Below are 22,208 nucleotides of genomic sequence, written 5' to 3'. Positions count from 1 at the left end.
GGACCTTCGCTGCGCTCCGGCCTGTAACAGCCTGTCTTTGCCTTACATGTGGCTGGGTTGTTCTCCGTACAAGGCCACTGATCGTAGCCGTCCGGGGGCCCGACCCGTCAACCCACGCAACCGGGCAATCCCACGCGGTCGCTGTGCTCCCTTATTTCGCGGGATTCCCCGGTCACTCTTCGGGGTTGACGGCCCGCCCTCGACCGGCTGCGACGTGGGGGGCCTCGCACGGCGGGGCAGGAAGGAGGTGGCTACATGAGCATCGACGAAGCGATCAAGCTCGCGACTTCGGTCGTGAGCTTGATGACAGCTGTCATCGCTCTGCTCTCCATGCAGAACGCGCGCTTAAAGAGCAAACGCTCCCGAGCTGGAACTCGGAAGCGTAAGCGTAAAGCAAGGAAGTAGGTGTAGCTACGAAACCCGGTGGTCGTGACCGCTATGGTTGCGGCCACCGGCTCCTTCTCAGACTAAGTCCTACACACCGATAAGGAAACCTCATGGAACCACTGACCATCGTGAACTTCGTTCTCTCGCTCACCGCGCTGGGAGCCTCGATCATGGCGTACCGGGCCAACGCGAAAGTCTCCAAAGAAGACGGCAGCTAGGCCGGATCGGGGGTGGGTCTGCCACGGGCAGGCCCACCCCGGCCGGTCCTCCAGGTGCGCTTCCTTCAGGACAGCGGTGATCCTCCTGATGGTCGCAGGATCATCCTGCCAACGGCTCCCGTCGCGCGGGCACGCGGTCAGGCTCTTCACCCCGATCTCGGCGGCGAGCTGCAGCAATTCAGCCCGGGCAGCCTCAAGGTCTGCCAGCTGCTCCGTGGTCAGCTCCAACGCTGCCGCCGGCTCCTGCCCTATGGGTGGGGCCGGCATCAGCGCAGCTGGGTGATCGACCTCAGCCGGCAGGGTGCGCCGGGTTAGGAAGTCGCGTATTCCCATCGGGACCGCTTCTGAAACAAGTGTCCCGCCTGGGATTGGGGGAACTAGGCGGGACAACACCCACCGTACCAACCCAACCTGACGAGAAGCAGGCTCGCAGTGCTCGCCCTGGTTTCCGCTGCGCTCCAACCAGTTGACGGGCGGCCTCTGCGCTTCGCTCCGTGGCCGGCTGTTGGGCCCGGTCCCGTCGTCGCAGAGCTCCGGCGTGCCCGGTCCTTATGTGTCTACGACGTTTTTTGGCTGCTGTCCTTCGGATTGTACGTGCCCGCTCCACCCCGTCTAGCCCCTCCGCAGGCTCCGGGGCCTGCGGTGCAGGAAATGCCCTGCGGCGCTCCTGCGTCGCTTATTTCCTCCGGGAATTTCCGGCCCCTTGCCCAAGGGTAGACAGGCCTCCGTCGGCCACAGCTCCGCAAGCTTCGCCAGCAGCCAAAAAACAACGGGGGGACAGGGGAGCTGGCCGGTCACCATTGGTCGCCCCACCCACCCAACTTCTCGGACAAGAAGGAGCAACACCATGCTTACCCATCTGATTGCGCTGTACATCCCAGCACGTCTGAGCGAGGGCGTCACCGTGCACAGCCTCGACGCCCGGCACACGAGCCTTCAGATCATCGTCGGCGGCGAACTCGAAAGCATCGCCTGCGGCGACTGGCAGGTCTACCTGAACGCGGAAACGCAAACCACCGGCCCCTCGAACGTCCGGGCCGTGCAACTGCTCCACGACGCCGGGCTGGACCTTCCGGTGACAGGGAACGCCGTGTTCCTGGGCCGGGCAGGTATGAACCACGACACCGACGTGCCGGACTACCTGATCCACCGCGCCGAAACCTTGTTCGACGCCCCACTGATCCAACCAGCGGCCTAACTGCCAACGGCGGCCGGGAACCCGGCGTCCCCGGCCGCCCCACCCACCAACTTCTCGGACAAGAAGGAGCACCACATCATGACTGAAAAACTCACCCTCACCGGACCCGCCGACCTGCTCGCCTACATTCCGCACCTGCTCGGGGGAACCCCCACGGAATCCTTTGTCGTGCTTACGGCCACCAGCGGAGCACTTGGCGCCACGCTGCGCGTGGATGCACCCATGGACTCCGCCCCGGAAGGATTCGCCCAGACCGTGACCAGCTTTGCGGCACAGGATGAGAATGCAACGGCCAGCTATCTCGTTGTCTACACCGACGAAACCGGCACCGATGAGCGGTTTCCCTTCGCCGCGCACGTCGCAGCCCTGGGCAACGAACTGGCCACCGCGCGCATGCCCGTCCGCAAGGTCTACCTCGTCACCAGCACCCACTGGGCAGCCTACGGCAGCACGGAGCGGAACCCGCTGGATCAGATCAAGGACAGCAACGCCAACGCCACTTTGACCTTCAGGGGAAGCGTCCCCAGCGTGGACGTCTACAACCCGCCCCTGCTGGGCAAATGGGTTGAACCGGTGCAGGTTCCGGTCCGCACGGAGGAAGCCCTCGATCAGGCACGCCGCGAATGGGAAACCGCGCTGGACGCCTCCGGGATGCCGGACCACGAGACCGCACGGAAACTGGCGGCATGGTTTCAGGACACCTACATCAGGGACTTCCTCATGGCCGACATCATCACCACGAACAACGGCGTCTTCATTGACATCATTTTGGGCAAGTTCGACGGCAGTCCTGACTGGAAGCGCGTGGACCATGCCGAAGCTGTCGCCTTTGAACTGATGAAGGCAGTCCCGGAAGGCCAACGCGCACCCATGCTGACGGTCATGGGTTGGCTGCAATGGCTCAAAGGATACGGAAAGCACGCCGCGCGATACCTGAAACTGGCCGTCGAGGACGTACCCGGTTACCGGTTCGCAGAGCTGCTGTATGACCTGATTGGCAGTGTCCACCTCGCAGAGGTGGCTAAGAACCCGGGCACTGCCTACAGGCGCCACAGCAGCTAACGGTCGGGCCGGGCAGGATCAGCAAAGGTCCTGCCCGGCCTTCAGTCTCGCGGGGCGGCCTCCGCCGCTAGAGCTCCCCCGGCCGCCATAACGCTGGCGCGGGCGCAGCGGCAGCCCAGCCAACGCAAAGGATCCACGGCTACAGTGATTCCAACGAGAACACTGCACCAGGAGATCCAGCATGGGAACCGAATACATCCTGACCGAGGACGACAAACCAACACCAGGGGCGAGCTTCCTCGAAGACGTCATTGAGCTGCAGCTACTCACCGCCAACGAATCCCTGGGTCCGGTGGATTTCGCCCGCCCCCAGGAACACCACGACTTCTAAACCCGCGCAGCAACGACGCTGCACCACCAATTTTCCTTTGTCCGAGGAAACCAGAAGGGCCGGCCAAAAGGCCGGCCCTTCGTCATGCCCCTGCTCGTTTTAAGCCCACGCGCCACAACACCACAGCGGCCAGAGCGTTCAACCCGCTGATAAACAGATCCCCTGCTGCAGGGCGTCCAACGATCACATCAATGGCCACCAACAACAGCGAAGCAGCGGCGGCCGCGGTGAACAACACCGCCAGGAAGCGCAGCCAACCAGGACCCCGGCGAGGCCGGTTGGTTCCGGGCCGCGGTGCCGGATCAGTCATGCACCCACCCTACTCAAGCCCTGAAAGCAGGCTCGCAGTGCTCGCCCTGGTTTCCGCTGCGCTCCAACCAGTTGACGGGCGGCCTCTGCGCTTCGCTCCGTGGCCGGCTGTTGGGCCCGGTCCCGTCGTCGCAGAGCTCCGGCGTGCCCGGTCCTTATGTGTCTACGACGTTTTTTGGCTGCTGTCCTTCGGATTGTACGTGCCCGCTCCACCCCGTCTAGCCCCTCCGCAAGCTCCGGGGCCTGCGGTGCAGGAAATGCCCTGCGGCGCTCCTGCGTCGCTTATTTCCTCCGGGAATTTCCCACACCTTGCCCAAGGGTAGACAGGCCTCCGTCGGCCACAGCTCCGCAAGCTTCGCCAGCAGCCAAAAAACAACGGGGGGAGAGGGGAAGCTGGCCGGTCACCATTGGTCGCCCCACCCACCCAACTTCTCGGACAAGAAGGACAAACACCATGAACGACGAAAACCGTATCGCCCGCGCAGCCCTGACCCGCATGTTCGCCCCGGGTGATGACGTAGCCCGTCAGCTTGTAGCCTGTCATGGGGCACACGCCGCCTACCGTATGGCACTGCGCGCCCGTCCTCTGTTTCCCTTCTGGGACGTCACCGCTGAAGAACTCTCGGAAAGGCTGGATCGCTGGGCACCGGCACCGCGGGAACTCGACACCCCCGTCATTGAGGCCGAGTTGAAGGCCATCGAGGATCTTGGCGGCGGTTTCCTGATCCCGGGGGATGAACACTGGCCCGAAGGACTGGACGACCTGCCCAACCCGCCCTATGGGCTCTGGTACATCGGGAACATCGCCCAGGGAATCCCTGCCCCGCACCGCGCAGCGGCATTGACCGGCTCCCGTGATTCCACCAGCTACGGCGCCGCCGTCACCGCCGAAATCGCTCAAGGACTGGCTCGGCGGGGGATCTGCGTTATCTCCGGTCTTGCCTACGGCATCGACGCCCACGCCCACCGCGCTGCCCTTGCTGGCACTACCGGGACCGGACCGGCGACAATCGCCGTCGCAGCTGGTGGTCTTGACCGGGTTTACCCGTCCGGCAACTCGGACCTCGCGGCCGCGATCAAAGCCAGCGGCCTGATCGTCTCCGAACAGCCCCTCGGAACCGCGCCCACGCGGGCACGCTTCATGGACCGGAACCGCATCATTGCCGCCCTGGCCGGAGTGACCTGTGTCGTTGAAGCCCGGTGGCGCTCGGGCGCGCTGAACACAGCGCACCACGCAGAAACCATCGCCCGTCACGTCGCGGCAGTACCCGGAAGCGTGCACAGCGCGAATTCCGCAGGCTGCCACATCCTCCTGCAGGACGGCACGGCAGCACTGGTTTCCGACGCGAGCGAAGTAGCCCAACTACTCGCCAGCTAGAGAAACCGGTGGCCGGGACACCCGTCCCGGCCACCGCCCCCATTCGTCAAGGAGAGAAGACCATGAATAGCAGCAGCAACGCACGACAGAGCACCGACGAGATTGAATGGTTTCCCGCCCGGGAACTGGTGGACGCAATGAAAGCTGAAGGCCTGGACCTTCACGTCGGACAGACCGGGGGAGGCACCGCAACCTTCTTCCTCCAGGAGGAAGGCAGCCACACGTTCCTGATCGGACCCGGATCGTACAGCTGGAACGCACCCCAGGAATCCGAGTTCACGACAGCAGATCTCCACTACGGACCGGACCAGTACGACGAGGACGGCGAACCGGTGGAGTTCTCCGATGACGAGCAGAAGACCACTACGCCCGGGACGCTGATGGCCGACATCGCCAAAGAGATCGCGACGAACTTCCGCCGGTTCAACAAACACGCGACAGACAGGGCTATCTAGCAAAAGGTGGGCCGTTCGCCGGTTGTGGCGGGCGGTCCGCCGCGGGTGGCCAGCCTGGGTGGGTGGTTCCCGGCGGCGGACCGCCGTTCCCGCAAAGGGACCAGCTGTGCTCACCTGGTGCGTGCGGCAAGCCCAGCCGGGGACTGACCTGAGCGGATCCGCCTGGACCAGGGAAAGCATGCTCGCCAGGGCTCGCACCCTTTTGGGCGGCCTCTGCGCTTCGCTCCGTGGCCGGCTGTTGGGCCCGGTCCCGTCGTCGCAGAGCTCCGCCGTGCCCGGACCTGTTGTGTCTACGACGTTTTTTGGCTGCTGTCCTTCGGATTGTACGTGCCCGCTCCACCCCGTCTAGCCCCTCCGCAGGCTCCGGGGCCTGCGGTGCAGGAAATGCCCTGCGGCGCTCCTGCGTCGCTTATTTCCTCCGGGAATTTCCGGCCCCTTGCCCAAGGGTAGACAGGCCTCCGTCGGCCACAGCTCCGCAAGCTTCGCCAGCAGCCAAAAAACAACGGGGGGACAGGGGAGCTGGCCGGTCACTACGAGCGCCCCACCCGCCCAACTTCTCGGACAAGAAGGACACACACCATGAACGCAGCACCCACACTGGAAATGCTCGACCCCACCACCTTGATCGTGGACATCAACGTCCGCAAAGACGCAGCCCTGACCCCGGAATTCATCGCCAGCATCAAAGAACACGGCGTCATCGAACCGGTCATCGCGCACCGCAACGAGGACGGCACCGTGCACGTACGCATGGGCCAACGCCGTACCCTTGGGGCCGTCGAAGCCCAGTGCCCCCTGATTCCGGTGATGATCACCGCCTCCGCGCAGGACGCCGAACGGATCGTCTCGCAGGTAGTGGAGAACGTCCAGCGCGCGGCGATGACGGACGCTGATGAAGCCGACGCCTACCACCAGCTGTCCCTTCTGGGCGTCTCGGCAGCAGCGATCGCGAAGAAGACCGGACGGAAAAAGGCCGCCGTTGAGGGTGCGTTGAAAGCCAAAGCATCCGATGCCGGGACCGCCGCCCTGGGCAAGGGGCACACCATCGAGGAAGCCCTCATCATGGCCGAGTTCGAAGGGGATGAGGAAGCGACCGCAGAGCTGGAATCAGTCATTGCGGACGAACCGGACCAGTTGTTCCATGTTGCCCAGCAACTCCGGGACGAACGCGAACGCGTCGCCGCCCTGGCCGCGTACACCGCAGAAGTCGCAGCAACCGGGAAAACCATTGTTGAAAGGCCCGGCTACGACGATAACGACACCGCCGCTGTCACGTCCCTGAAGCGGGCCGATGGGGAACCCGCCGCCGAGGACGACGCGAACGCCGTCTACATCCTTCAGGACTACCGGGGCCAGTTCTCCACTGTCCCGGTGATTGTCGGGTGGAAGGAACTTGGATTCACCGAGCGGTACAGCTACCACTCGTCATCGGCCACCAAGGGCCCGATGACCGAGGAACAGAAGGCCGAGCGGAAAACCCTGATCGCCAACAACAAGGCCATGGAATCGGCCACGACCGTGCGCCGGGAGTTCGTCAAAACCCTGCTGGCGAAGAAGCAGGCACCGAAGGGCTGGCAGTACTTCACCATCCATGCGATCACGCACCATACCGACGTCGCCCGGACTTACGACGGAGACGTTGCCGCCGAAATGGTCAGCGCTAAGACCGACGGTGAGAAGTCATGGGGGTGGAACCCGCTTCGGGATCACGTGGCCAAGTCCACGGCCCGGCCTGAGTTCTCCCTGATCGCGCTGGTCTGCGCCGGATATGAGAAGACCATTGCCAAGGACTCGTGGCGGAACCCGTTCCAAAGCCACATGGACTATTTGAACCAGCTCGTCATCTGGGGATACACCCCGTCCGAGGTTGAGCGGATCATCATCGACAGCGGCAAACCCGCCGAAGAAGAAACCGACGAGGAAGACGCGGCATAAGAGTTCCCTTGCCGGGCGGAACCCCCACCGCCCGGCAAGGCCCCCGGGCCACTCACCACGAACAGGGCCGGGAACCTCCCAAACGGCGGGCGGTCCGCCGCCCAGGGCGAACCACAGCAGCCGATCACCAGCGGCGGACCGCCATTAGCCGCCACTCAGGGAAACCGCACAGCCAGTACAGCGCCGCACCAGCCGGTGCGTCCCCTTCACTGATCATTCAAGACATCGTTGTCAGGGCCCCCGGTAGGCGAAAGGCTGGGCATAACATCCAAGGAGAGGAACACCATGAACAACCCCCTCATCCAGGCCATGAACAACACTTTCGATTTCACCGGCACTACTGATTCGTTGCTGCCGACAGTGCTGGTCAGCACCGCGTTTGCTGCGGCATACCTCGTGGTCGTCGCTCTTTGCCGGCGAGGGTTTCCCAAGGAGATGGATCTTGCTTTCGCGTTGGCCATCGCCACGCCCCTGACCACCCTTATCGTGCTCGGCAACCTGGGCGGGGGCCTCATTGTCGGAGGAACCGCGCTGGTGATCGGCCTGGTCCTTTGGCTTTCAGGACGCAGGAAAGCGAGCGAGAACCAATCAGGCAGCGCAGACAGGGTCCGCTAGACTGAACCACAGATTTCCTTTGTCCGAGGAGAGCGAAGCAGGGCCGGCCCGCGCCGGTCCTGCTTTGTTTAACCAGCAAAACCGGGCACCTTTCCCATGGGCCAAGAACCGCCGCCGGCCAGCCACCGATTCGGGACAGGTCTTTTCAGCCGGGACCACACTATGGGGCACACCCACCCAACTCACACAGGCACCATCGCCACCGCCCAGGGCAGCTTTTAAAGAGGCCGGGGGAGTACCGTCTGGCTGCTTCGTGGAATACCAAACCCGCCCCTCAAACGTGCACAGTTTGATACCAAAGAGATCGAAAAAATCCCTAGAATAAGCGGCAAAACGGTTGTTATCCGATCGGATAAACGCTAGAATTAAGGTAGCAAGTCAGACAGGCGAACCTCACCAAAACTGATACGAAACGCAGGACTGAAAATGACTTTTTCAACCACTGATTACACGGTTTACACCAAGCCCCAGTGCCCGAACTGCGACCGCACCAAGGAGTACTTCGACTCCAAGGGCATCACCTACACCGTCGTTGACATCACCGAAGTGCCGGCGGCCCTGGAATACATCAGCACCGAACTGGGCTACTCCCAGGCGCCCGTCGTGGTGAACAACACTGACGACCAGGACCACTGGTCCGGACTGCGCCGCGACAAACTCGTCCAAGCAGCCATGAGCCACAAGGCAGCGTGAGGACCATGACCACGCCGCACCCCGTCGACGGGTTCAAGCTCAGCCCCAGGATCCCGTTGGAAGTGGACCTGTTCCGGCAGGCCAACACCAGCGGCACGATCATCCCCGACCCGGTAGAGCCCGAGGTCATCGACCTGTATGACGGCTTCTACGCCGTCCCCTACCAGGGAGGCGATGACCGGTACTTCGAGGTGATGAACCGGGCTCCACTCGGGGCCGGCGGTCTCTGGGACGAACACACCGCAGACCAGCACCAACCCACCGACCCCACGCACGATCAACCAGGTAAGACCGAACCTCAGAACGAAACCGCACCACGCACCGAGAACACCACTACCAGCACACGAGGAAAAGGAACCATCATGGCCGGCGAAACCACCATCACAGTCATCGGAAACCTCACCAACGACCCCGAGCTGCGCTTCACCCCGTCGGGATCCGCAGTAGCGAATTTCACCATCGCCTCAACACCGAGAACCTTCGACCGCCAGTCGAACGAGTGGAAGGACGGCGAGACACTGTTCCTCCGGGCAAGCGTCTGGCGGGAAGCGGCAGAGAACGTCGCCGAGTCCCTGACCAAAGGCACCCGAGTTATCGTCTCCGGACGGTTGAAGTCCCGCTCGTATGAGACCAAAGAGGGCGAAAAGCGCACCGTCATTGAACTTGAAGTCGACGAGATCGGCCCGTCCCTGCGGTACGCGAACGCCAAGGTAAACCGCACCCAGCGCAGCAACAACCCGGGCGCAGGAAACGGGGCAGGCTTCGGCAACGAACCCTCTACCCGGCAGCAGAGCCAGCAGGACGACCCGTGGGCTGCGGCCTCGCACGCGAACGCCGGCTCCTGGGGCAACGGCCCGGATACTGAACCCCCGTTCTAAACCCGGTGGTGTCGAGGGCTGCTGTTATGGTGGCCCCCACGTCACCAACTCCAGTCCACGGTGTAGGCGTGAAGAGCTTGGCTCACAGTGAGGACTGCGGAAAGTAATCGGCACCAGCCCGTCTCGGACGGTAGCGCAGACGGAAGAGGACATTTGATGGCGAAGAAGAAGCGACCGGACACCCGGCTACGAGGACTCTTGGGCCCGACTTCGGGAGACCTCTATGACTACGTCCAGGAGCGACACGCCCGGTACGAGTCACCGTTTTTTGCCCGACCAGGCAGCGCTCGTGACGATGCGTTCAGGATGCTCATTCGGGAAGCTGGGACCGGGCAGGGACAAAAGGGCTGGAACGGGCCTTCCTGGAGCGATGCGGAGGTGGCAAAGGCTGCCAATGACCCAGACATTCGCCGGCGGGCATGGGAGCAATTGGCCGATACATCTTCCGGTGGATGGGGACAACGCCTTGCCCGCAGGAACCGCTGGGATCGGACGTTCGAGATCATCGTTGCGGGCGTCATTGTCCTCGGCGTAGCCCTGGGCTTTTTCCTGACAACCCGTTAGCTCAACTGCTCTACCGAATATCAGAAAGACGTGAACAACAATGTCCCTTGGAACCGTGCTTGGTACCTGCGCCTCTCATCCGGGGTGGGTGGCATGAAGTCGAGTGGGAAGAAGAGTCCTTACTTCACGGACGAGGACCTGCAACAGATCCGGGCGGCCGTTCAGGCGGTCGGGGAACTGGAAGGCTATGCGTCCATTACGGACTTCGTTGAAGCAGCCGCGCGACGTGAACTGCGTCGGCTGCAGCGCAAGTACAACGAGGGCAGGAAATGGCCGGGAGTTGAAGCCGGGCAGCTCCGCCCTGGGCGCCGAACGAGAGCAGAAACGGCAGTGTGGGGGGACCGGGCCCAAGCCCACCCCCGGCGTTCCTCGGCCGGTGGAGCGAGTCCTTATTCAGGACGTCGTGCCCTATGAGATACCTGACCGGTTCAGTGACCTTCAGGGGCCGGCGGAAGGGCAGATGACTTTGCCGCGTCACGTGTACTGGGGACCAGTGGCGGAGTGTGATCTGAGCCAGCCCGAAGGTGTCATTAAGGCGTACCAGGCGGTGCTGCGCGAGGGAACCCAGAAGGACCAGGCGGACCTTCTCAATGCCGAACTTCTATGCAGGATCTGACCCCAGCTGATGCTCCCGGTGAGATGTCGGAAGCTCTGGGAAGGTAAGTTTCCCCACCTCACCGGAGACCTTGGGGATCAACCCTAAGAATTGATGAACACGCAGTCAGGGCCCGTACCAATAGGTACGGGCCCTGACTGTCTTCGAGCTGTGGTCGCGGGTGTGCGGGTGGCGGGTCCTGGAGGAATCTTCGAGTACCTCCAGCGGAAATCCCCCTGCCGTTTGAGAAGCCTTCCCGCACTGGTGGTTCCGTGCCCGAATATGCCCTGCCCCGCGACAACCCTGGGTGTCGTCAAGGCCGAAAAGAAACCCAGCCCCGCTCCCACGGTGCGACGGCAACGCCAGTCTTGGACCATGGGAAACGGAGCCGGTTGGTGACCAGATGGGGTGGAGGCTGTGCATGACCACCGCCCACGTGTGGTGAGGCTATTTCGGTGGTGACGTGGGGGTTGTGTGCAGCCGGTCGGGTGGGTCCCGTCATCCACATGGGTGCGGGAAAAGCCCGGAGGGTTGTAGCTTTTGCCGTGCACATGTGGGCGAGGGGTTTAGTTCTGGTGGTGGTTTTCGGACGCGGGCTGCGGTGCGTCCGCGGGGGAGTCTGAGGACTTGTTGTTGGCTTTGCGGCGGCGGGTCGCCGCCGCGGGTTCGAGGCCGAGTTTTTTGAGTTCCTCGGCGCTCCAGCCGTCCCTGGTTGCTTTGACGTAGGCGCGTTTGTCGTCGCGTTCGGCGTTGGCGAGTTGTTCTTTGAGGTCGATGACTCTTTGGCGTGCCTTGACGAGTTCTTCGACTGAGCTGATGCGTGAGTTCAGGAGGGCTCGTGCTTGTTCTTTGGTCTGTTCGATGTTGATGGTCATGGTGTGTTCGGCGCCTTTCTTGACGGGGGTGGCTTAGCGTTCGTGGCCGAGCTGCTGGTGCGTGGCGTGGCCGGTGCTTGTGGTTGATGCTTTGGCTGTTTCAGTGGTGCCGGTCAGTGCGGCCGAGGGGTGGGCCGGGAAGGAGCGCTGGTAGGTCTGCAACGCTGCCGGCGTTGGTGTCGCGAGGGGCTGGACCAGGGGAGTGCCATATCGGCGTTGGTGGTAGTCCAGTACTTCGGCAAGGGTTGGTTGGTTGTAGGCATCGGTGACTTGTGCCGGTTCCGGGAGTTCCTTGGCAATGGTCACCGCCAGGGCGGTGGCGTGTTCCTGGACCTGGGCGGGGAGAGCGTTTCTGACTGCTTGTTCGATGCCGGGCAGCGCCTCGGATTGAGCACCGTTCAGGACGGCGGTGTCCGCCCGGGAAGTGTTGTTGTCGTCAGGGAGCTGTGCCCGGATGCTGAGGATGGTTCCGTCGTCGTGGATGCGGGCTGTGGTTCCTGTTGCGTTCCGTAGGTAGTCGGTCGCCAGGGACTCGATGGTGCCGGCCACGTGGTCTGTTCCGGCGTCCACGAGGATGCGTGTTGCATCCTCGATCAGGTGCTTGCTGGGGGTGGGTTTGGTGGGTACGTTGAATTCCGCCACGACCTGTCCCGGCTCGGAGAATGTTGGTTCGACGTAGTAGGCCTTAGCGACGTTGAGCGAGTCGTCCCCGGCTTCAGGGGTCACTGCTTCCCCGGGGAGGGTGTCGTGCGTGTTTGGTAGGAGCCTGGTTGTTGCCGCGGCGGTGGGTTCGGCCCGCAGGGTTGGTGGTTCCTGGTTGTTGTCGAATTCCCTCACGGCGTCGGCCATGGTCGTGGCCTGGAATGCTGCGGTGACGTCGTCCTGGCTGGGAACTTGGCTGACGGCGTACGCCGCCAGGGCGTCTGTCTGGGCGTGATGTTCTGCTGGCAGTACGCCCCGGATGGAATCCCGGAAGGCGGGCTGCAGCTGAGTTTGATGGGGTGCAAGTTCAGCAGTACCTGCACGGGTGTCGGCTGTGAGCGGCACCGGGAGGTAGAGGTGAATTTCTTTGGCGTCGTAGGCCAGCATCGCGGTTGTCGCGGCGTGTTCTTGGAGGTGCCGTGAGGCGGCCTTGTCGATCATCAGCATGGCTGCGTAGGGGTCGCCGTCGAGGCGTGCGGTGACGTCGTTCCAGAGGTCCCAGCTGCCGGCCTGCCGGTCTGCTTGGAGTGTGATCATCAGTGTTCCGCGGTCGGTGCCGGTGGTTGGCTGGTAGGTGACGCTGTTGATGGGCAGGTCGAGTGCCTGATTGATTGTCTGACGCATGTCATCCCCCTGGATAGTCGTCGTACGTGGCCCCAGCCTAGCGCCTCCACCGCTCCCGAGCCACTAGGCACGCTGACGGATACCGCTGAAAGAAGCCGACGGAGCAAGCTATACACTTACACGGGTGTAAGTGGCTTGTCGTGCTCGACACCCGGTGGTCGAGTACGGCACACTGGTCAGTGTGGTCCCGGTTCGGGGTCGCTGCGCTGGGCCGTTGAGAGAGCGGGATTGGAATTGGCGGATGAAGAGACCACTCAGCGTCCCAATCTGTCGCGCCGTCGGCGTGCGAACTCTCCGTCGGGGACGAAGAAGCGCCGCGAGGTGTGGGTCACGGCGGAAGAGGAAGCGGCGCTTCTGGCCAGGGCCGAGCGGGAGAAGGTGACTGTCCCGAACCTGTTGGTCTCATCCGCTCTGGCAGACGGCACGGATTCACCGACCGAGCGACGGGCCATCGCTGCTGAGTTGATGCAGTTGCATAACCTTTTGGCACGTTCGTCGAACAACATCAACCAGCTCGCCCGGCAGGCCAATGCGACGGGGGAGTTCCCCGTCGAAGCCCGTGAAGCGCTGAAGCATATCCGTTCGGTGGCCATGCGGATTGATGATGCGATCGATGGGTTGATGTTGAGATGATTCCGAACATCACCCGCGGTTCCCGGATGGCCGGCCTGATGGTGTACCTGGCCTCCACGGATACGGACAAGACGAAGAACGCCCACAGCGATCCTCACCTGGTGGCCGGGGACGCGGCCATCATGGCGTGGTACGACGACGGCGTCCTGGACCACGACGACGCGATTGCGATCGCGAAGCATCTGGACCGTCCACGCAAGATGTTTGACGTCTCGGTTCAGGTCAAGGACTTCGCCTGGGACACGGCGAAGAAGGAACGCGTTCACGTCGGCTACAAGGACGCGTCCGTATGGCACTGCTCGCTGAGTCTGCGCGCCGAGGAAGGTGCACTGACGGACCAGCAATGGGGTGACATTGCCAATGACTTTGTTGATGCGATGGGCTTCTCCGCGGCCAGTGGAAAGGCCCAATGCCGCTGGGCAGCGATCAATCACGGCACGAGTGAGAACGGCAATCACCACATCCACATCGCCGTCTCCTTGGTCCGTGAGGACGGCACCAAGGCCTCCACCCACGGGGACTACAAACGCGCGCAGCAGACCTGCCGTGACCTGGAAGTTAAGTACGGTCTGGAACAGCTGTCGAGTGTGTACGCCACGCGTGGTTACGACCGGGCAGAAAGGGCGACCGCTGTTCGGGACGAACGCGAAATGCACCGCGCCTCACTGGCACGAAGGGTGCGCGCCAGCGCCAGCGCCTCAGCAACCGAAGGCGAGTTCGTACGCCGAGCCCGCGAAACGGGAATGCTGCTTCGTCCGCGTTATGCGAAGAACACCACCGACGTCATCGTCGGGTACTCCGTGGCTGAACGACCCAAGCCGGGGGAGCGTCCCATCTGGTTCGGTGGTGGCACGCTCGCGTCGGACTTGAAGCTCGGTGCCCTGCGTGAAGCCTGGATGGACTCACCCCATGCCGCGACCGATGCCGCGGCTGAATGGAACGCGGCTGCACGCAACAAGCGCAGCGTCTCCAGGACCGGACCAGAGAAGGCGACGCCGTCGCCCCAGGTGTGGGTGGAGTACACCCGCAACGCTGCCGCGTTGGCGGAGCAACTACGCTCCATCCCGCTTGAGGATCATGCCACTTGGGCAAAGGCAGCACGGGAAGTTTCCGGAGCCTTTGCAGCATGGTCACACCGTCTCGAACCCACACCGGGACCACTGGCCGCAACCGCTGCGGAGTTGTCCCGCACCGCCCAGCTCCGTGCACCCCAAGCGCACAGCAGACCTGTTACCCTGCCGTCCATTGCTGGCACCGCGATGTTGTTCCTAGCGGCATCGAGTCAGAACAAGACGGCGGCGCAGGCGGCACTGATGGTGCAGCTGGCCAACTTGGCTGCCGCCATTTACGACATGCATCTGCAGTCGGGGCGGACGCGGGAAGCGGAGAGGATCCGGGCTGTCGTGGCAACCCAGCTCAAACCGTTCGCGGCGACCATGCCCCGCCCCGTTGGGGTCGGAGCTGAGGGGCAGCCGGTAGAGCGTGAAGCTGCCCCGAACCCTGTGGAGCTTGGGCTGCGCGGTATGGCACCTATCCGGCCTGGTTCGGTTGTTCCGGGCACAGGCACACCGGCCAAGACACCGACGCGAACTGGGCGCGAATCCGGGCCCGTACTCGACCGATAAGAATCGCACCACTAGTGCAAGGGGAACACCATGAGTGAATCAGACGGAATGGACGATGTAGTAGACGGCGGCCTGCGGCAATCGCTGATGATCGCATCCCGCATCGCGGAAACCTTGGCGCGCAAACGTCAGGAATCCCAGCGTCAACAGGAACACGCAGATTCACAAGCAGCGCACGAAGCCGCAGCGCGCTTGGCAGCTGACCGCGGCGCCGCCTACGCAGCCCTTGCCCCGGTGGAGAAAGACCAGTGGTGGGACAAAGCCCACGCCTCCGATATCGCCACGGCGTACGCCGTCGCAGAAGGCTGGAAGGACCATGATCCCACAGCCCTTACAGCCTCCGAGAGGATCCGGCAGGAAGTCCTGACACGCTACGGAATTGACACTCACGACGTCGGCGCGGACACCGCATATCTTGAATCAGGTATCCACACCGTCACCATCGAAAAGGCCCGGCAGGAGGCAGAGGCAAAAGCCCGGCAAGCAGCTGCGGAACACGAGAAGGCCATGCAGCTCCTCGCAGCCGCCCGCGTCGAAGAACTCCGTGCCCAAGCTGCGCAACTCGCCCCTGAAATGGAGCGCCACCAGGTGCCAGTGGAGTACCTGGCCAACCCCGAACTGACCAAAGCCCTTCAGCAGGCACACAACGCGAAAACCCCCAAAGCGTTGGAGCTAGCGGACGCCGCCGTGAAGGAACGCATGTTCCTGATCGGCAAGGACGGCATCAACGGCCCCAACCTTGACCAACTCCGTAAAGAAACCACCGCAAACGTCAACGGAGCTGGCCAGGATCACTTCAAGGACCCTGCCTTCGTAGACGCCGCCAAGAACCTGCACGAAGCCAGACTTCTGGCAGAGGGAGGATTCATGGGCGACACCTGGTCGCCCCAGGAGCAGCGGTACGAGAGGGCAGAGAAGGAACTCTTCGCCCGCATGGAAGGCATCGGACGGAAGATCGAAAACCGCGTCATCGACAACAACAGCAGCCGGCTAAAAGACCAAGGCCTGAAAGCCGAAACCGCTGCACAGGCCAGCTACGGCTCCGCAGAACACCACCAGAAATTCGCGGAATCCCTCGCCGGCACTGGCGCCAACGAAACCCAGATCCGAGGCCGACTCGCAGCCGCCCGCAGCGAAGGCACACACCCCAGCGCAGCAGTGACAAGCGGGAAGGCCACCAAGGCCCGGAAATCCCGCACAGGGGCGTCCGTGGGAGCTGAAAGAAGTAAGAACGGCCTCAGCCGCTAGAAGACCGTTCCGAGTGAATAGGCGCACGAGAAAGGGAGAATGCATTTCCGCAGTCTCTCTTCTGGGTTCGCTTTCTAGGTAGCCGCAGCGATCGACCGCTAACGGGCGCTGTCTTTGGTACCAATTTAGGAAGTTGGTTGACCGCGCCCGCTACCGGGAGATTCAAGCCATGGAAAAATGGGTCTTAGCAGCAATCTGGCTGCGGACTATCAAGCCCCCAATTCGGCGCTGAAAGGAGCAAGAAGCAGGACCCGCTCGGGGCGCCGGCTCCTATCGCAAGAAACGCAACCCGCAATCACTGACCAGCGGAGTACCCAGTTTGCTCGGGCCTCTACACGAGTCGAAGTTGTGGGCGTTCGTCTACCTGCCCCAGGAGCATTCTCACTCTGGAAGGCTTGATGGCAAGTTCATCTGCCAAGGCCATCAGGCTTATTCCGTTTTCAGCGGCGATCCGCTGAGCACTTTGGAGCATCGTCGGGATTTCTCCGGGATGTTGGTGGACTGGACTATGAACGAAAAGGTCTACTTTTCGGAGCTGATTGAGTCGTTGGAAGGCCCGTCTATAGGCCGCCTCCGAGATGGTTCCCAGCTCTCTGCATCGATATATGAGGCTTTCTATCGAGACTCCCCATTCCTTGCTTAAAGCATCCAGGACCTGAAGGTTGAGCCGGGTGGGCAGCCGTTGAGATATCTCAGCGGCTGGGGTTAAGAACTCAGCTGCGAACTCATCTGCTTCCTTTTCGAGCTTCAGGTCGCCGGGGGGTGCATCTCCGTGAAGGATGAGATGGCCGAGTTCGTGCGCTGCAGTGAAGCGATGCCGAAATACGTCGCGGGCGCGCTCGGGTGTTAGGACGACGATGGGACGGGGTAAACGTGAAGTAGAGAAAGCGTCGATCGTAGGCGTGGCATCACCTGCGAATTCTGACAAAGTTACGACAATGCCATGTTTTTCCATCGTCCTGACAACACGCGGAATCGGGCCCCTGCCTAATCCCCACTCTTTGCGAAGCATTTGTGCCGCTTCAGCCGGGCGGCTATCAACTGGGGTAACTTCGCCGTTGTCGTATCCCGGAAGATCGATCTGGGGGAGTCGCACATGTTTCTCCAACACAAGCGCTAGTTCCCATACCTGCTCGACATAGGAAGTCGCCTTCTTCCGCTGATGCGTGGGAGTGCGGCGCAAACTGCGGAAGTGGGCGTCGGATTCAGCCACAGGAGTATGAGGCCTACCCGTTGCAAGGAATGCTACGGGAACATCCAGTAGCGATGACAACGCCCCGATGTGGTCAGGTCTGGGAGGGTTCGTTCCCGTCTCCCAGTGCCCTACCGCCATAGGGGAGACGCCTATCTCCTTTGCGACGGTTGTCTTGGTCAAGCCGGCAAGTTGTCTTGCTTGAACCAGTCTGCGTGGGTCGAATGCCATTGACACATCCGATGGAGACAGACGTCCGAACCCAAAATGGGAAGTGTCGGTAACTCTCATTAGGTTGCGGAATCTCCTGAGGCCCGGGCGGACGCTGATTCTTCATGCGAGTACGTGGAGGGACTTCGTGGAGAAAGTTCTAGCTCGTCAGCCTCGTCAGTCTGGTCAAAGTAGACAGGCTTTACGGTATCAACCACGCGAAGCTCCACTGTCGGACTATTGCTCAGCCCCCCGGGAACAGGGTCGGGGAGGTCGTTCCACGATTCCCAGGCTGTTTTATCACCCGTTTCTGCAAGGCGAAGGTCTCCCCAACCGAGTCCCCAGAGCCCCGCGCTCGGGTTACTTCCGAAACCAATCGTCACAACGCGACCGAAGGCAGCAAGTTGTTCATCGATGTCATCCATCTCCTGGAAGTGAGCATCCATATCGAAATCGTCCGCCATGGCGTCCTCGATGCTGAGCTGCAGTGATTTTGTGGCTGAGGGAGTGACCAACGCCAGCAACGAACGGCGCAACTCCGACAGATTGATCTTGGCGCTTTCGCGTGATTCTTTCCTGTCAGTGGAGTAACGGAGAGGGAGGAGTGCGACAGCTGTTTCTTGTATAACGGGCAACGGAAAGCGCCCACCGGCTGGTTTCCTCATGATTACACCGGGCACGTGCCGGACCGCCTCGGCGAGCACCTCATGCATTTTGACTTTGAGCGTGTGGCCGTAAGTATCGTGTCGATCCATCTCGCCTGAGAGATGGGCTTTCAGCGCCAGCTCATGGGCTGTGTTCATGGCTTCGCTGATAATCGGTGGCAACTGCACTGCCAGGCTGCCGAATGTCGCCTCTGCACTTGCGCTAACGGAGCTAGTATCCACGTGTCCCCAACTTTTCTTTTATGCCTCATATCGACTCTGCAGCTTTAGAATACTACGGAAATAGGACATTAGCCTTCCCGGACTGGCTCAAAGTTTGCTCAAGAATGGCTCAAGGGGACGGGGCGAATTGATTCATCTGATGCGATAGGCAGACTTCGTCGAAGAGCCGCTGGGGGAGCGCCAGTGGATGAAGGCTTGAACTTCGCGTTCCGTGGCGTCCGCGCCGTCCTGAAGTGCTTGTGGCATTAGGTGGCCGTAGATCTGTTCGGTTGTCCTCACGGACGCGTGACCCAGGCGCGGGAGATTTCGAATAGCGGCAGAGCCCGTTCCTGAATGAACCAGGAAGCATGCGTGTGTCGCGGGTCGTGGATCCGTGGGGACGTCGTGAGTCCGTTGATTTGGGCCGTCTTGACGGGTGGCTCCCATTGATGTTCCGGACGTCGGTCGTTTGTGGGTGCCGGACCCGTTTCAGGGCTCCTGATGTTCGGCCTTGTCTGCCGGTGCGTCGTCGGGAATCAGGTCCGGGTCAATAACCGGCGAGAAAGCATCCGGTGGAATACTGCTTTCCCGTGAGTCCTCGTCGGGCTCGGAGGGAGTGTTGCCGGGATTTTCACTCATGCCCACAGCCTAGGCTCCGGCAATGAGCGTGTCCATGAAGCAGGCGCGGCCGCGGCTCCCAGCGAAGGCTGCTTTTGGGACGGAAACGTCTGCAGGGTCTTCGTGCTACATGGCCTCGTGGGGGGTGGGCGCGCAAGCGCCAAGCAGGACATGTGACCGGCGAACGGAGCACTCTAGCTCCCTTTTGGCTTACGTGGACGTGCACCAGGGCACTCCTGGCATGCCCTTCCTCGCGACCGGGCGTTCAGTGTGTCCTCGGTGGAGTGGCCGTTAGGACACAGCCACCAGACGAGCTGGTTCAGATAGGGGCGCACGTCGTGGGGTGTCAGTTTGCCGTTCATGGTGGGGTGCCACTGTCCAGCCAATTTGGGGAAGCGCGCGGCGAGCGACGTTTCTGCCCGGCGGCGTGATTTCGGGCAGTCCTGACAGACCATCCCCTTGGCCCGGTCCCTCACCTTGTCCTGGGTGGCGTGCCCCTCGGCGCAAAGCCACCAGACCGTCAGGCCTGAGTGTGGCAACACATCCTCCGGCGTAAGCTGACCGTTGAGTGTGGGGTGCCATTGGCTGGCCAAGTTGGGGCGGATGACGGCAAGTGACGTCGCCGGGGTGACGTAGCGCCCGGAGCACTGCCCACATCCCGTCCCGTCAGTCGTTCTTTGCACAATAGGCGTAAGGTATGCGTGACCGGCGGGGCACAGCCACCATGCCGGTTTACCCGAGTGGGCCATCACCTGGGCTGGCGTTAAATCTCCGTTCAACTGGGGGTGCCACTCACCCGCGACAGCCGGGAACTTGCTGGCCAGCGACAGCTTCCCGTACTCTCGGAGCCGCAGCCTCGTCGTGATCTGTCGTGCATCAGTTTCCGCGACGGCGATTCCGTTACGGATGTATTTTCTTGCAGACTCCGCCGCCACGTCCTGGATAAGGCCAACAGGCAGCATCATTCCCAGTGCTGCCGTCGCGACTTGATGGCCCGTAGGCGCCCGCCGGACGAGCGCATCTTGACTGGAAAGGGCCTCCAGTGGGTGCTCGCGCACTCGGATGACTTGGTATCCCACTTCCCGTAGCTGGTCGGTCTTTTCCCGGTCCCTGTCTTCCTTGCCTTCGTGCCAATACGAGCCGTCGAATTCGACGGCAATGCTGCCAACAATTACATCTACTCGAATCTTCGCCCCGCTGGCCGTTGCAATTCTGACGTCGTGCTTGATCGGGGCCAGGTGCTCGCCGAGGACAGCCCGGAGCTCTGCGAATAGGCTGATCTCGAGCTCTGACAGACCCACCAACTTGCACTTCTCGCATGCGGCACCACTGGACCGCTTGAACACCATCGCCCGCCACTCGTGGCCCCTGCTGCAGAGCCACCAAACGTTGCTCCTAGCCCCAGACGTAACTTGGCTTGGCGTAAGCTCCCCGTTCTTGGTTGGATGCCACTCTTTGCTCAGCTCGGGGAATCGCGTGGCGAGATCATTGCCGAAGCCTACCTTCTGGTTGGCGCAGTAAGGGCATCCAGATCGGATCTTGTTGGTGCGGTTCGCAACCACGGCCTCCCAGGGATGACCGCATTCGCCAAGCCACCAAGCCTTTGAGTTGGATCGCGGCGCGACCTTATCGGGGGTCCGGAGGCCATTCTTTGTCGGGTGCCAAGTTGCTGCAACTTCAGGGAACTTGCTTGCTAAGTCGTTACCGTATCCGACTTTACGGTTCCCGCAATACGGGCATCCGCCGCCGATCGTGCGGCTGTGGATGGTCGCGTCCCAAGGGTGACCGCAGGCGCCGAGCCACCAGACCTTTTTCGACGATCCCGCTGACACGTGATCAGGTGTGAGATCACCGTTTTCTGTTGGGTGCCATTCATTGGCCAGTGCTGGAAAAGACTGACGAAGGCTAATTCTGGGAGGCTTCTGTTGAGGTCTTGGAACCAGCTCCGACTGACCGTTTTTCATGAAACGCTGGTAGTGCTTTCTGCACATGCCTCGGTTCAGAACTTTTGCGGGGCCGCAGCCTTCCACACTACAAAGCTTTTCCACTGCGCTCCTTTGCCGAATTCCAGTGGGGTTTCTCAGGACTGAAGGTGAGCGTACAGCAAGCTCGTGCCGGCCCCGCCCAACCGGTCAGGAGCCTACGCTCAACACTTCGCCCGCTAAACCTCGACCCCTGACAACGTGTCCAATGAGCGATGGCAGAAGACTTAGTCACTCGTCGTTGCTGGATGACTGGGCGTCCCAGCGCTTCCGTGCTCCTTGCCGGGTGATTCCGTAAGCTCTGCCGATTTTGTCCCAAGAAACGCCGTCGGCGCGGGCTGCGGCCACGGCCTCGTCGAGCTGGGCCTCGATCTTCTTGAGTTCTCCACCGAGGGTGCTAATGGTGTGGAGGTGCAGGTCCGGGGCGAGGTGGCGGTGCCACACGTCCAGGAATAGTGGTTCCAGGTCTTCCCGGTCGCTGACATATTCAGGGTCATCACTGGAGGGATCCCCGGCGTAGATGCGGCCGCCGGCGAAGTCCTCGTCTGCACGATCCCAAACCCTCGTCCACAGAGGATCGAGGATGACGTGCTTGTTGAACGGCCCGCAACTACACGCGACTTTCCAGCCGACCACCTGCGATGGCGGCCGCCATGCCGCACTGTTCGGATCGTCGTCGTTCTCCCAGATGGTCTTGCCGTCGGGCGTCATCAGGCTGATCTGCCTGTTTTTTCCGCCGGAGCCGTACATGCCGTCGGCGAAGACGCACACGACGTAGCCTTCGTGGTCGCTGCCCTCGGTAAACCAGCCCATCACGTTTCCCTTCAGCGGCCTGCGGTAGGTACAGTGACCAGTATGCCTGATGACAATATTTGTTGCCAAGAGGGGATTATTAGGCAACTTTAGTTTACATAAGGTCCATTATCGGCGCAGAAACAACGGGAGTGGAAGTAGCTGCGAGAACTCCCGTCCCGCGACGTATCCAACGTTTGCGCAGGTCAGAACGCATTGACGA

Annotated in this window: 25 protein-coding genes; 17 read left to right on the top strand and 8 right to left on the bottom strand. The window is 62.0% G+C overall.

The features are described from left to right. The first annotated feature begins 255 nt into the window (after positions 1 to 255). From ACIPY2_RS19730 to ACIPY2_RS19710, 5 genes are all read left to right on the top strand, one after another. Entirely contained in the window at positions 256 to 405 is a 150-nt protein-coding gene (locus ACIPY2_RS19730) for a hypothetical protein (RefSeq protein ID WP_400268098.1), read from the top strand. A gap of 212 nt (positions 406 to 617) precedes the next feature. Continuing rightward, positions 618 to 920, top strand: coding sequence for a hypothetical protein (locus tag ACIPY2_RS19725; RefSeq protein ID WP_400268097.1), 303 nt, complete (start codon positions 618 to 620; stop codon positions 918 to 920). A gap of 532 nt (positions 921 to 1,452) precedes the next feature. Then, positions 1,453 to 1,803, top strand: a complete 351-nt coding sequence (locus tag ACIPY2_RS19720) for a hypothetical protein (RefSeq protein WP_400268096.1) — start codon at positions 1,453 to 1,455, stop codon at positions 1,801 to 1,803. 78 nt (positions 1,804 to 1,881) lie between these two features. Further along, complete coding sequence (locus tag ACIPY2_RS19715) at positions 1,882 to 2,865, top strand: DUF4192 domain-containing protein (protein WP_400268095.1); 984 nt, start codon at positions 1,882 to 1,884, stop codon at positions 2,863 to 2,865. Positions 2,866 to 3,046: 181 nt separating this feature from the next. Beyond that, a complete protein-coding gene (locus tag ACIPY2_RS19710) occupies positions 3,047 to 3,196 on the top strand; it encodes a hypothetical protein (RefSeq protein ID WP_400268094.1) in 150 nt (49 codons plus the stop codon). An 82-nt stretch (positions 3,197 to 3,278) separates the two neighbouring features. Here ACIPY2_RS19710 and ACIPY2_RS19705 read toward each other — a convergent pair whose 3' ends face one another. Next, positions 3,279 to 3,506 (bottom strand): hypothetical protein, encoded by a 228-nt coding sequence (locus tag ACIPY2_RS19705; RefSeq protein ID WP_400268093.1) that lies wholly within the window; start codon positions 3,504 to 3,506, stop codon positions 3,279 to 3,281. A gap of 453 nt (positions 3,507 to 3,959) precedes the next feature. On the opposite strand from ACIPY2_RS19705, the gene dprA reads away from it, so the two are divergent. The 9 genes from dprA (at position 3,960) to ACIPY2_RS19660 (ending at position 10,639) form a co-directional block, all read left to right on the top strand. Further along, positions 3,960 to 4,883 carry a DNA-processing protein DprA gene (dprA, locus tag ACIPY2_RS19700; protein WP_400268092.1) on the top strand — a complete coding sequence of 308 codons (924 nt, stop codon included), beginning with the start codon at positions 3,960 to 3,962 and terminating at the stop codon, positions 4,881 to 4,883. A 62-nt stretch (positions 4,884 to 4,945) separates the two neighbouring features. Then, complete coding sequence (locus ACIPY2_RS19695) at positions 4,946 to 5,338, top strand: hypothetical protein (protein WP_400268091.1); 393 nt, start codon at positions 4,946 to 4,948, stop codon at positions 5,336 to 5,338. 579 nt (positions 5,339 to 5,917) lie between these two features. Then, positions 5,918 to 7,273, top strand: a complete 1,356-nt coding sequence (locus ACIPY2_RS19690; RefSeq protein WP_400268090.1) for a ParB/RepB/Spo0J family partition protein — start codon at positions 5,918 to 5,920, stop codon at positions 7,271 to 7,273. 285 nt (positions 7,274 to 7,558) lie between these two features. Further along, entirely contained in the window at positions 7,559 to 7,888 is a 330-nt protein-coding gene (locus tag ACIPY2_RS19685; RefSeq protein WP_400268089.1) for a hypothetical protein, read from the top strand. Between the two features lie 426 nt (positions 7,889 to 8,314). Continuing rightward, a complete protein-coding gene (locus ACIPY2_RS19680) occupies positions 8,315 to 8,581 on the top strand; it encodes a glutaredoxin family protein (RefSeq protein ID WP_400268088.1) in 267 nt (88 codons plus the stop codon). 5 nt (positions 8,582 to 8,586) lie between these two features. Further along, positions 8,587 to 9,459, top strand: a complete 873-nt coding sequence (locus tag ACIPY2_RS19675; protein ID WP_400268087.1) for a single-stranded DNA-binding protein — start codon at positions 8,587 to 8,589, stop codon at positions 9,457 to 9,459. A 156-nt stretch (positions 9,460 to 9,615) separates the two neighbouring features. Further along, entirely contained in the window at positions 9,616 to 10,023 is a 408-nt protein-coding gene (locus ACIPY2_RS19670; protein WP_400268086.1) for a hypothetical protein, read from the top strand. A gap of 30 nt (positions 10,024 to 10,053) precedes the next feature. Next, positions 10,054 to 10,437 carry a hypothetical protein gene (locus tag ACIPY2_RS19665; protein ID WP_400268085.1) on the top strand — a complete coding sequence of 128 codons (384 nt, stop codon included), beginning with the start codon at positions 10,054 to 10,056 and terminating at the stop codon, positions 10,435 to 10,437. 46 nt (positions 10,438 to 10,483) lie between these two features. After that, on the top strand, positions 10,484 to 10,639 hold the full coding sequence (locus tag ACIPY2_RS19660) for a hypothetical protein (protein ID WP_400268084.1): 156 nt from the start codon (positions 10,484 to 10,486) through the stop codon (positions 10,637 to 10,639). A gap of 545 nt (positions 10,640 to 11,184) precedes the next feature. Here the strand turns inward: ACIPY2_RS19660 and ACIPY2_RS19655 are convergent. Further along, entirely contained in the window at positions 11,185 to 11,493 is a 309-nt protein-coding gene (locus tag ACIPY2_RS19655) for a hypothetical protein (RefSeq protein WP_400268083.1), read from the bottom strand. A gap of 33 nt (positions 11,494 to 11,526) precedes the next feature. Beyond that, the gene (locus ACIPY2_RS19650; protein WP_400268082.1) at positions 11,527 to 12,819 is read right to left on the bottom strand and encodes a hypothetical protein; all 1,293 of its coding nucleotides are present in this window, start codon (positions 12,817 to 12,819) and stop codon (positions 11,527 to 11,529) included. A gap of 228 nt (positions 12,820 to 13,047) precedes the next feature. On the opposite strand from ACIPY2_RS19650, the gene ACIPY2_RS19645 reads away from it, so the two are divergent. The 3 genes from ACIPY2_RS19645 to ACIPY2_RS19635 are packed head-to-tail and all read left to right on the top strand — an operon-like array spanning position 13,048 to position 16,325. Beyond that, positions 13,048 to 13,452, top strand: a complete 405-nt coding sequence (locus ACIPY2_RS19645; protein ID WP_400268081.1) for a plasmid mobilization protein — start codon at positions 13,048 to 13,050, stop codon at positions 13,450 to 13,452. Beyond that, the gene (locus ACIPY2_RS19640; RefSeq protein WP_400268080.1) at positions 13,449 to 15,077 is read left to right on the top strand and encodes a relaxase/mobilization nuclease domain-containing protein; all 1,629 of its coding nucleotides are present in this window, start codon (positions 13,449 to 13,451) and stop codon (positions 15,075 to 15,077) included. The genes ACIPY2_RS19645 and ACIPY2_RS19640 overlap by 4 nt, the downstream gene beginning before the upstream one ends. A gap of 30 nt (positions 15,078 to 15,107) precedes the next feature. Continuing rightward, positions 15,108 to 16,325: a hypothetical protein gene (locus ACIPY2_RS19635; RefSeq protein ID WP_400268079.1), complete on the top strand. Its 1,218-nt coding sequence runs from the start codon at positions 15,108 to 15,110 to the stop codon at positions 16,323 to 16,325. A 331-nt stretch (positions 16,326 to 16,656) separates the two neighbouring features. Here ACIPY2_RS19635 and ACIPY2_RS19630 read toward each other — a convergent pair whose 3' ends face one another. The 5 genes from ACIPY2_RS19630 to ACIPY2_RS19610 form a co-directional block, all read right to left on the bottom strand. Further along, complete coding sequence (locus ACIPY2_RS19630) at positions 16,657 to 17,748, bottom strand: XRE family transcriptional regulator (protein ID WP_400268078.1); 1,092 nt, start codon at positions 17,746 to 17,748, stop codon at positions 16,657 to 16,659. Between the two features lie 59 nt (positions 17,749 to 17,807). Continuing rightward, positions 17,808 to 18,614, bottom strand: a complete 807-nt coding sequence (locus tag ACIPY2_RS19625; RefSeq protein ID WP_400268077.1) for a hypothetical protein — start codon at positions 18,612 to 18,614, stop codon at positions 17,808 to 17,810. 468 nt (positions 18,615 to 19,082) lie between these two features. Beyond that, positions 19,083 to 19,232, bottom strand: coding sequence for a hypothetical protein (locus ACIPY2_RS19620; protein ID WP_400268076.1), 150 nt, complete (start codon positions 19,230 to 19,232; stop codon positions 19,083 to 19,085). Between the two features lie 173 nt (positions 19,233 to 19,405). Next, a complete protein-coding gene (locus ACIPY2_RS19615) occupies positions 19,406 to 21,175 on the bottom strand; it encodes a zinc-ribbon domain-containing protein (protein ID WP_400268158.1) in 1,770 nt (589 codons plus the stop codon). A 249-nt stretch (positions 21,176 to 21,424) separates the two neighbouring features. Further along, on the bottom strand, positions 21,425 to 22,075 hold the full coding sequence (locus tag ACIPY2_RS19610) for a hypothetical protein (protein ID WP_400268075.1): 651 nt from the start codon (positions 22,073 to 22,075) through the stop codon (positions 21,425 to 21,427). Positions 22,076 to 22,208: the final 133 nt, after the last annotated feature.

The sequence above is a fragment of the Paenarthrobacter sp. NPDC089675 genome, assembly GCF_044749185.1.
Lineage (GTDB): Bacteria > Actinomycetota > Actinomycetes > Actinomycetales > Micrococcaceae > Arthrobacter.
This window is presented reverse-complemented; position numbering and strand designations above follow the sequence as displayed.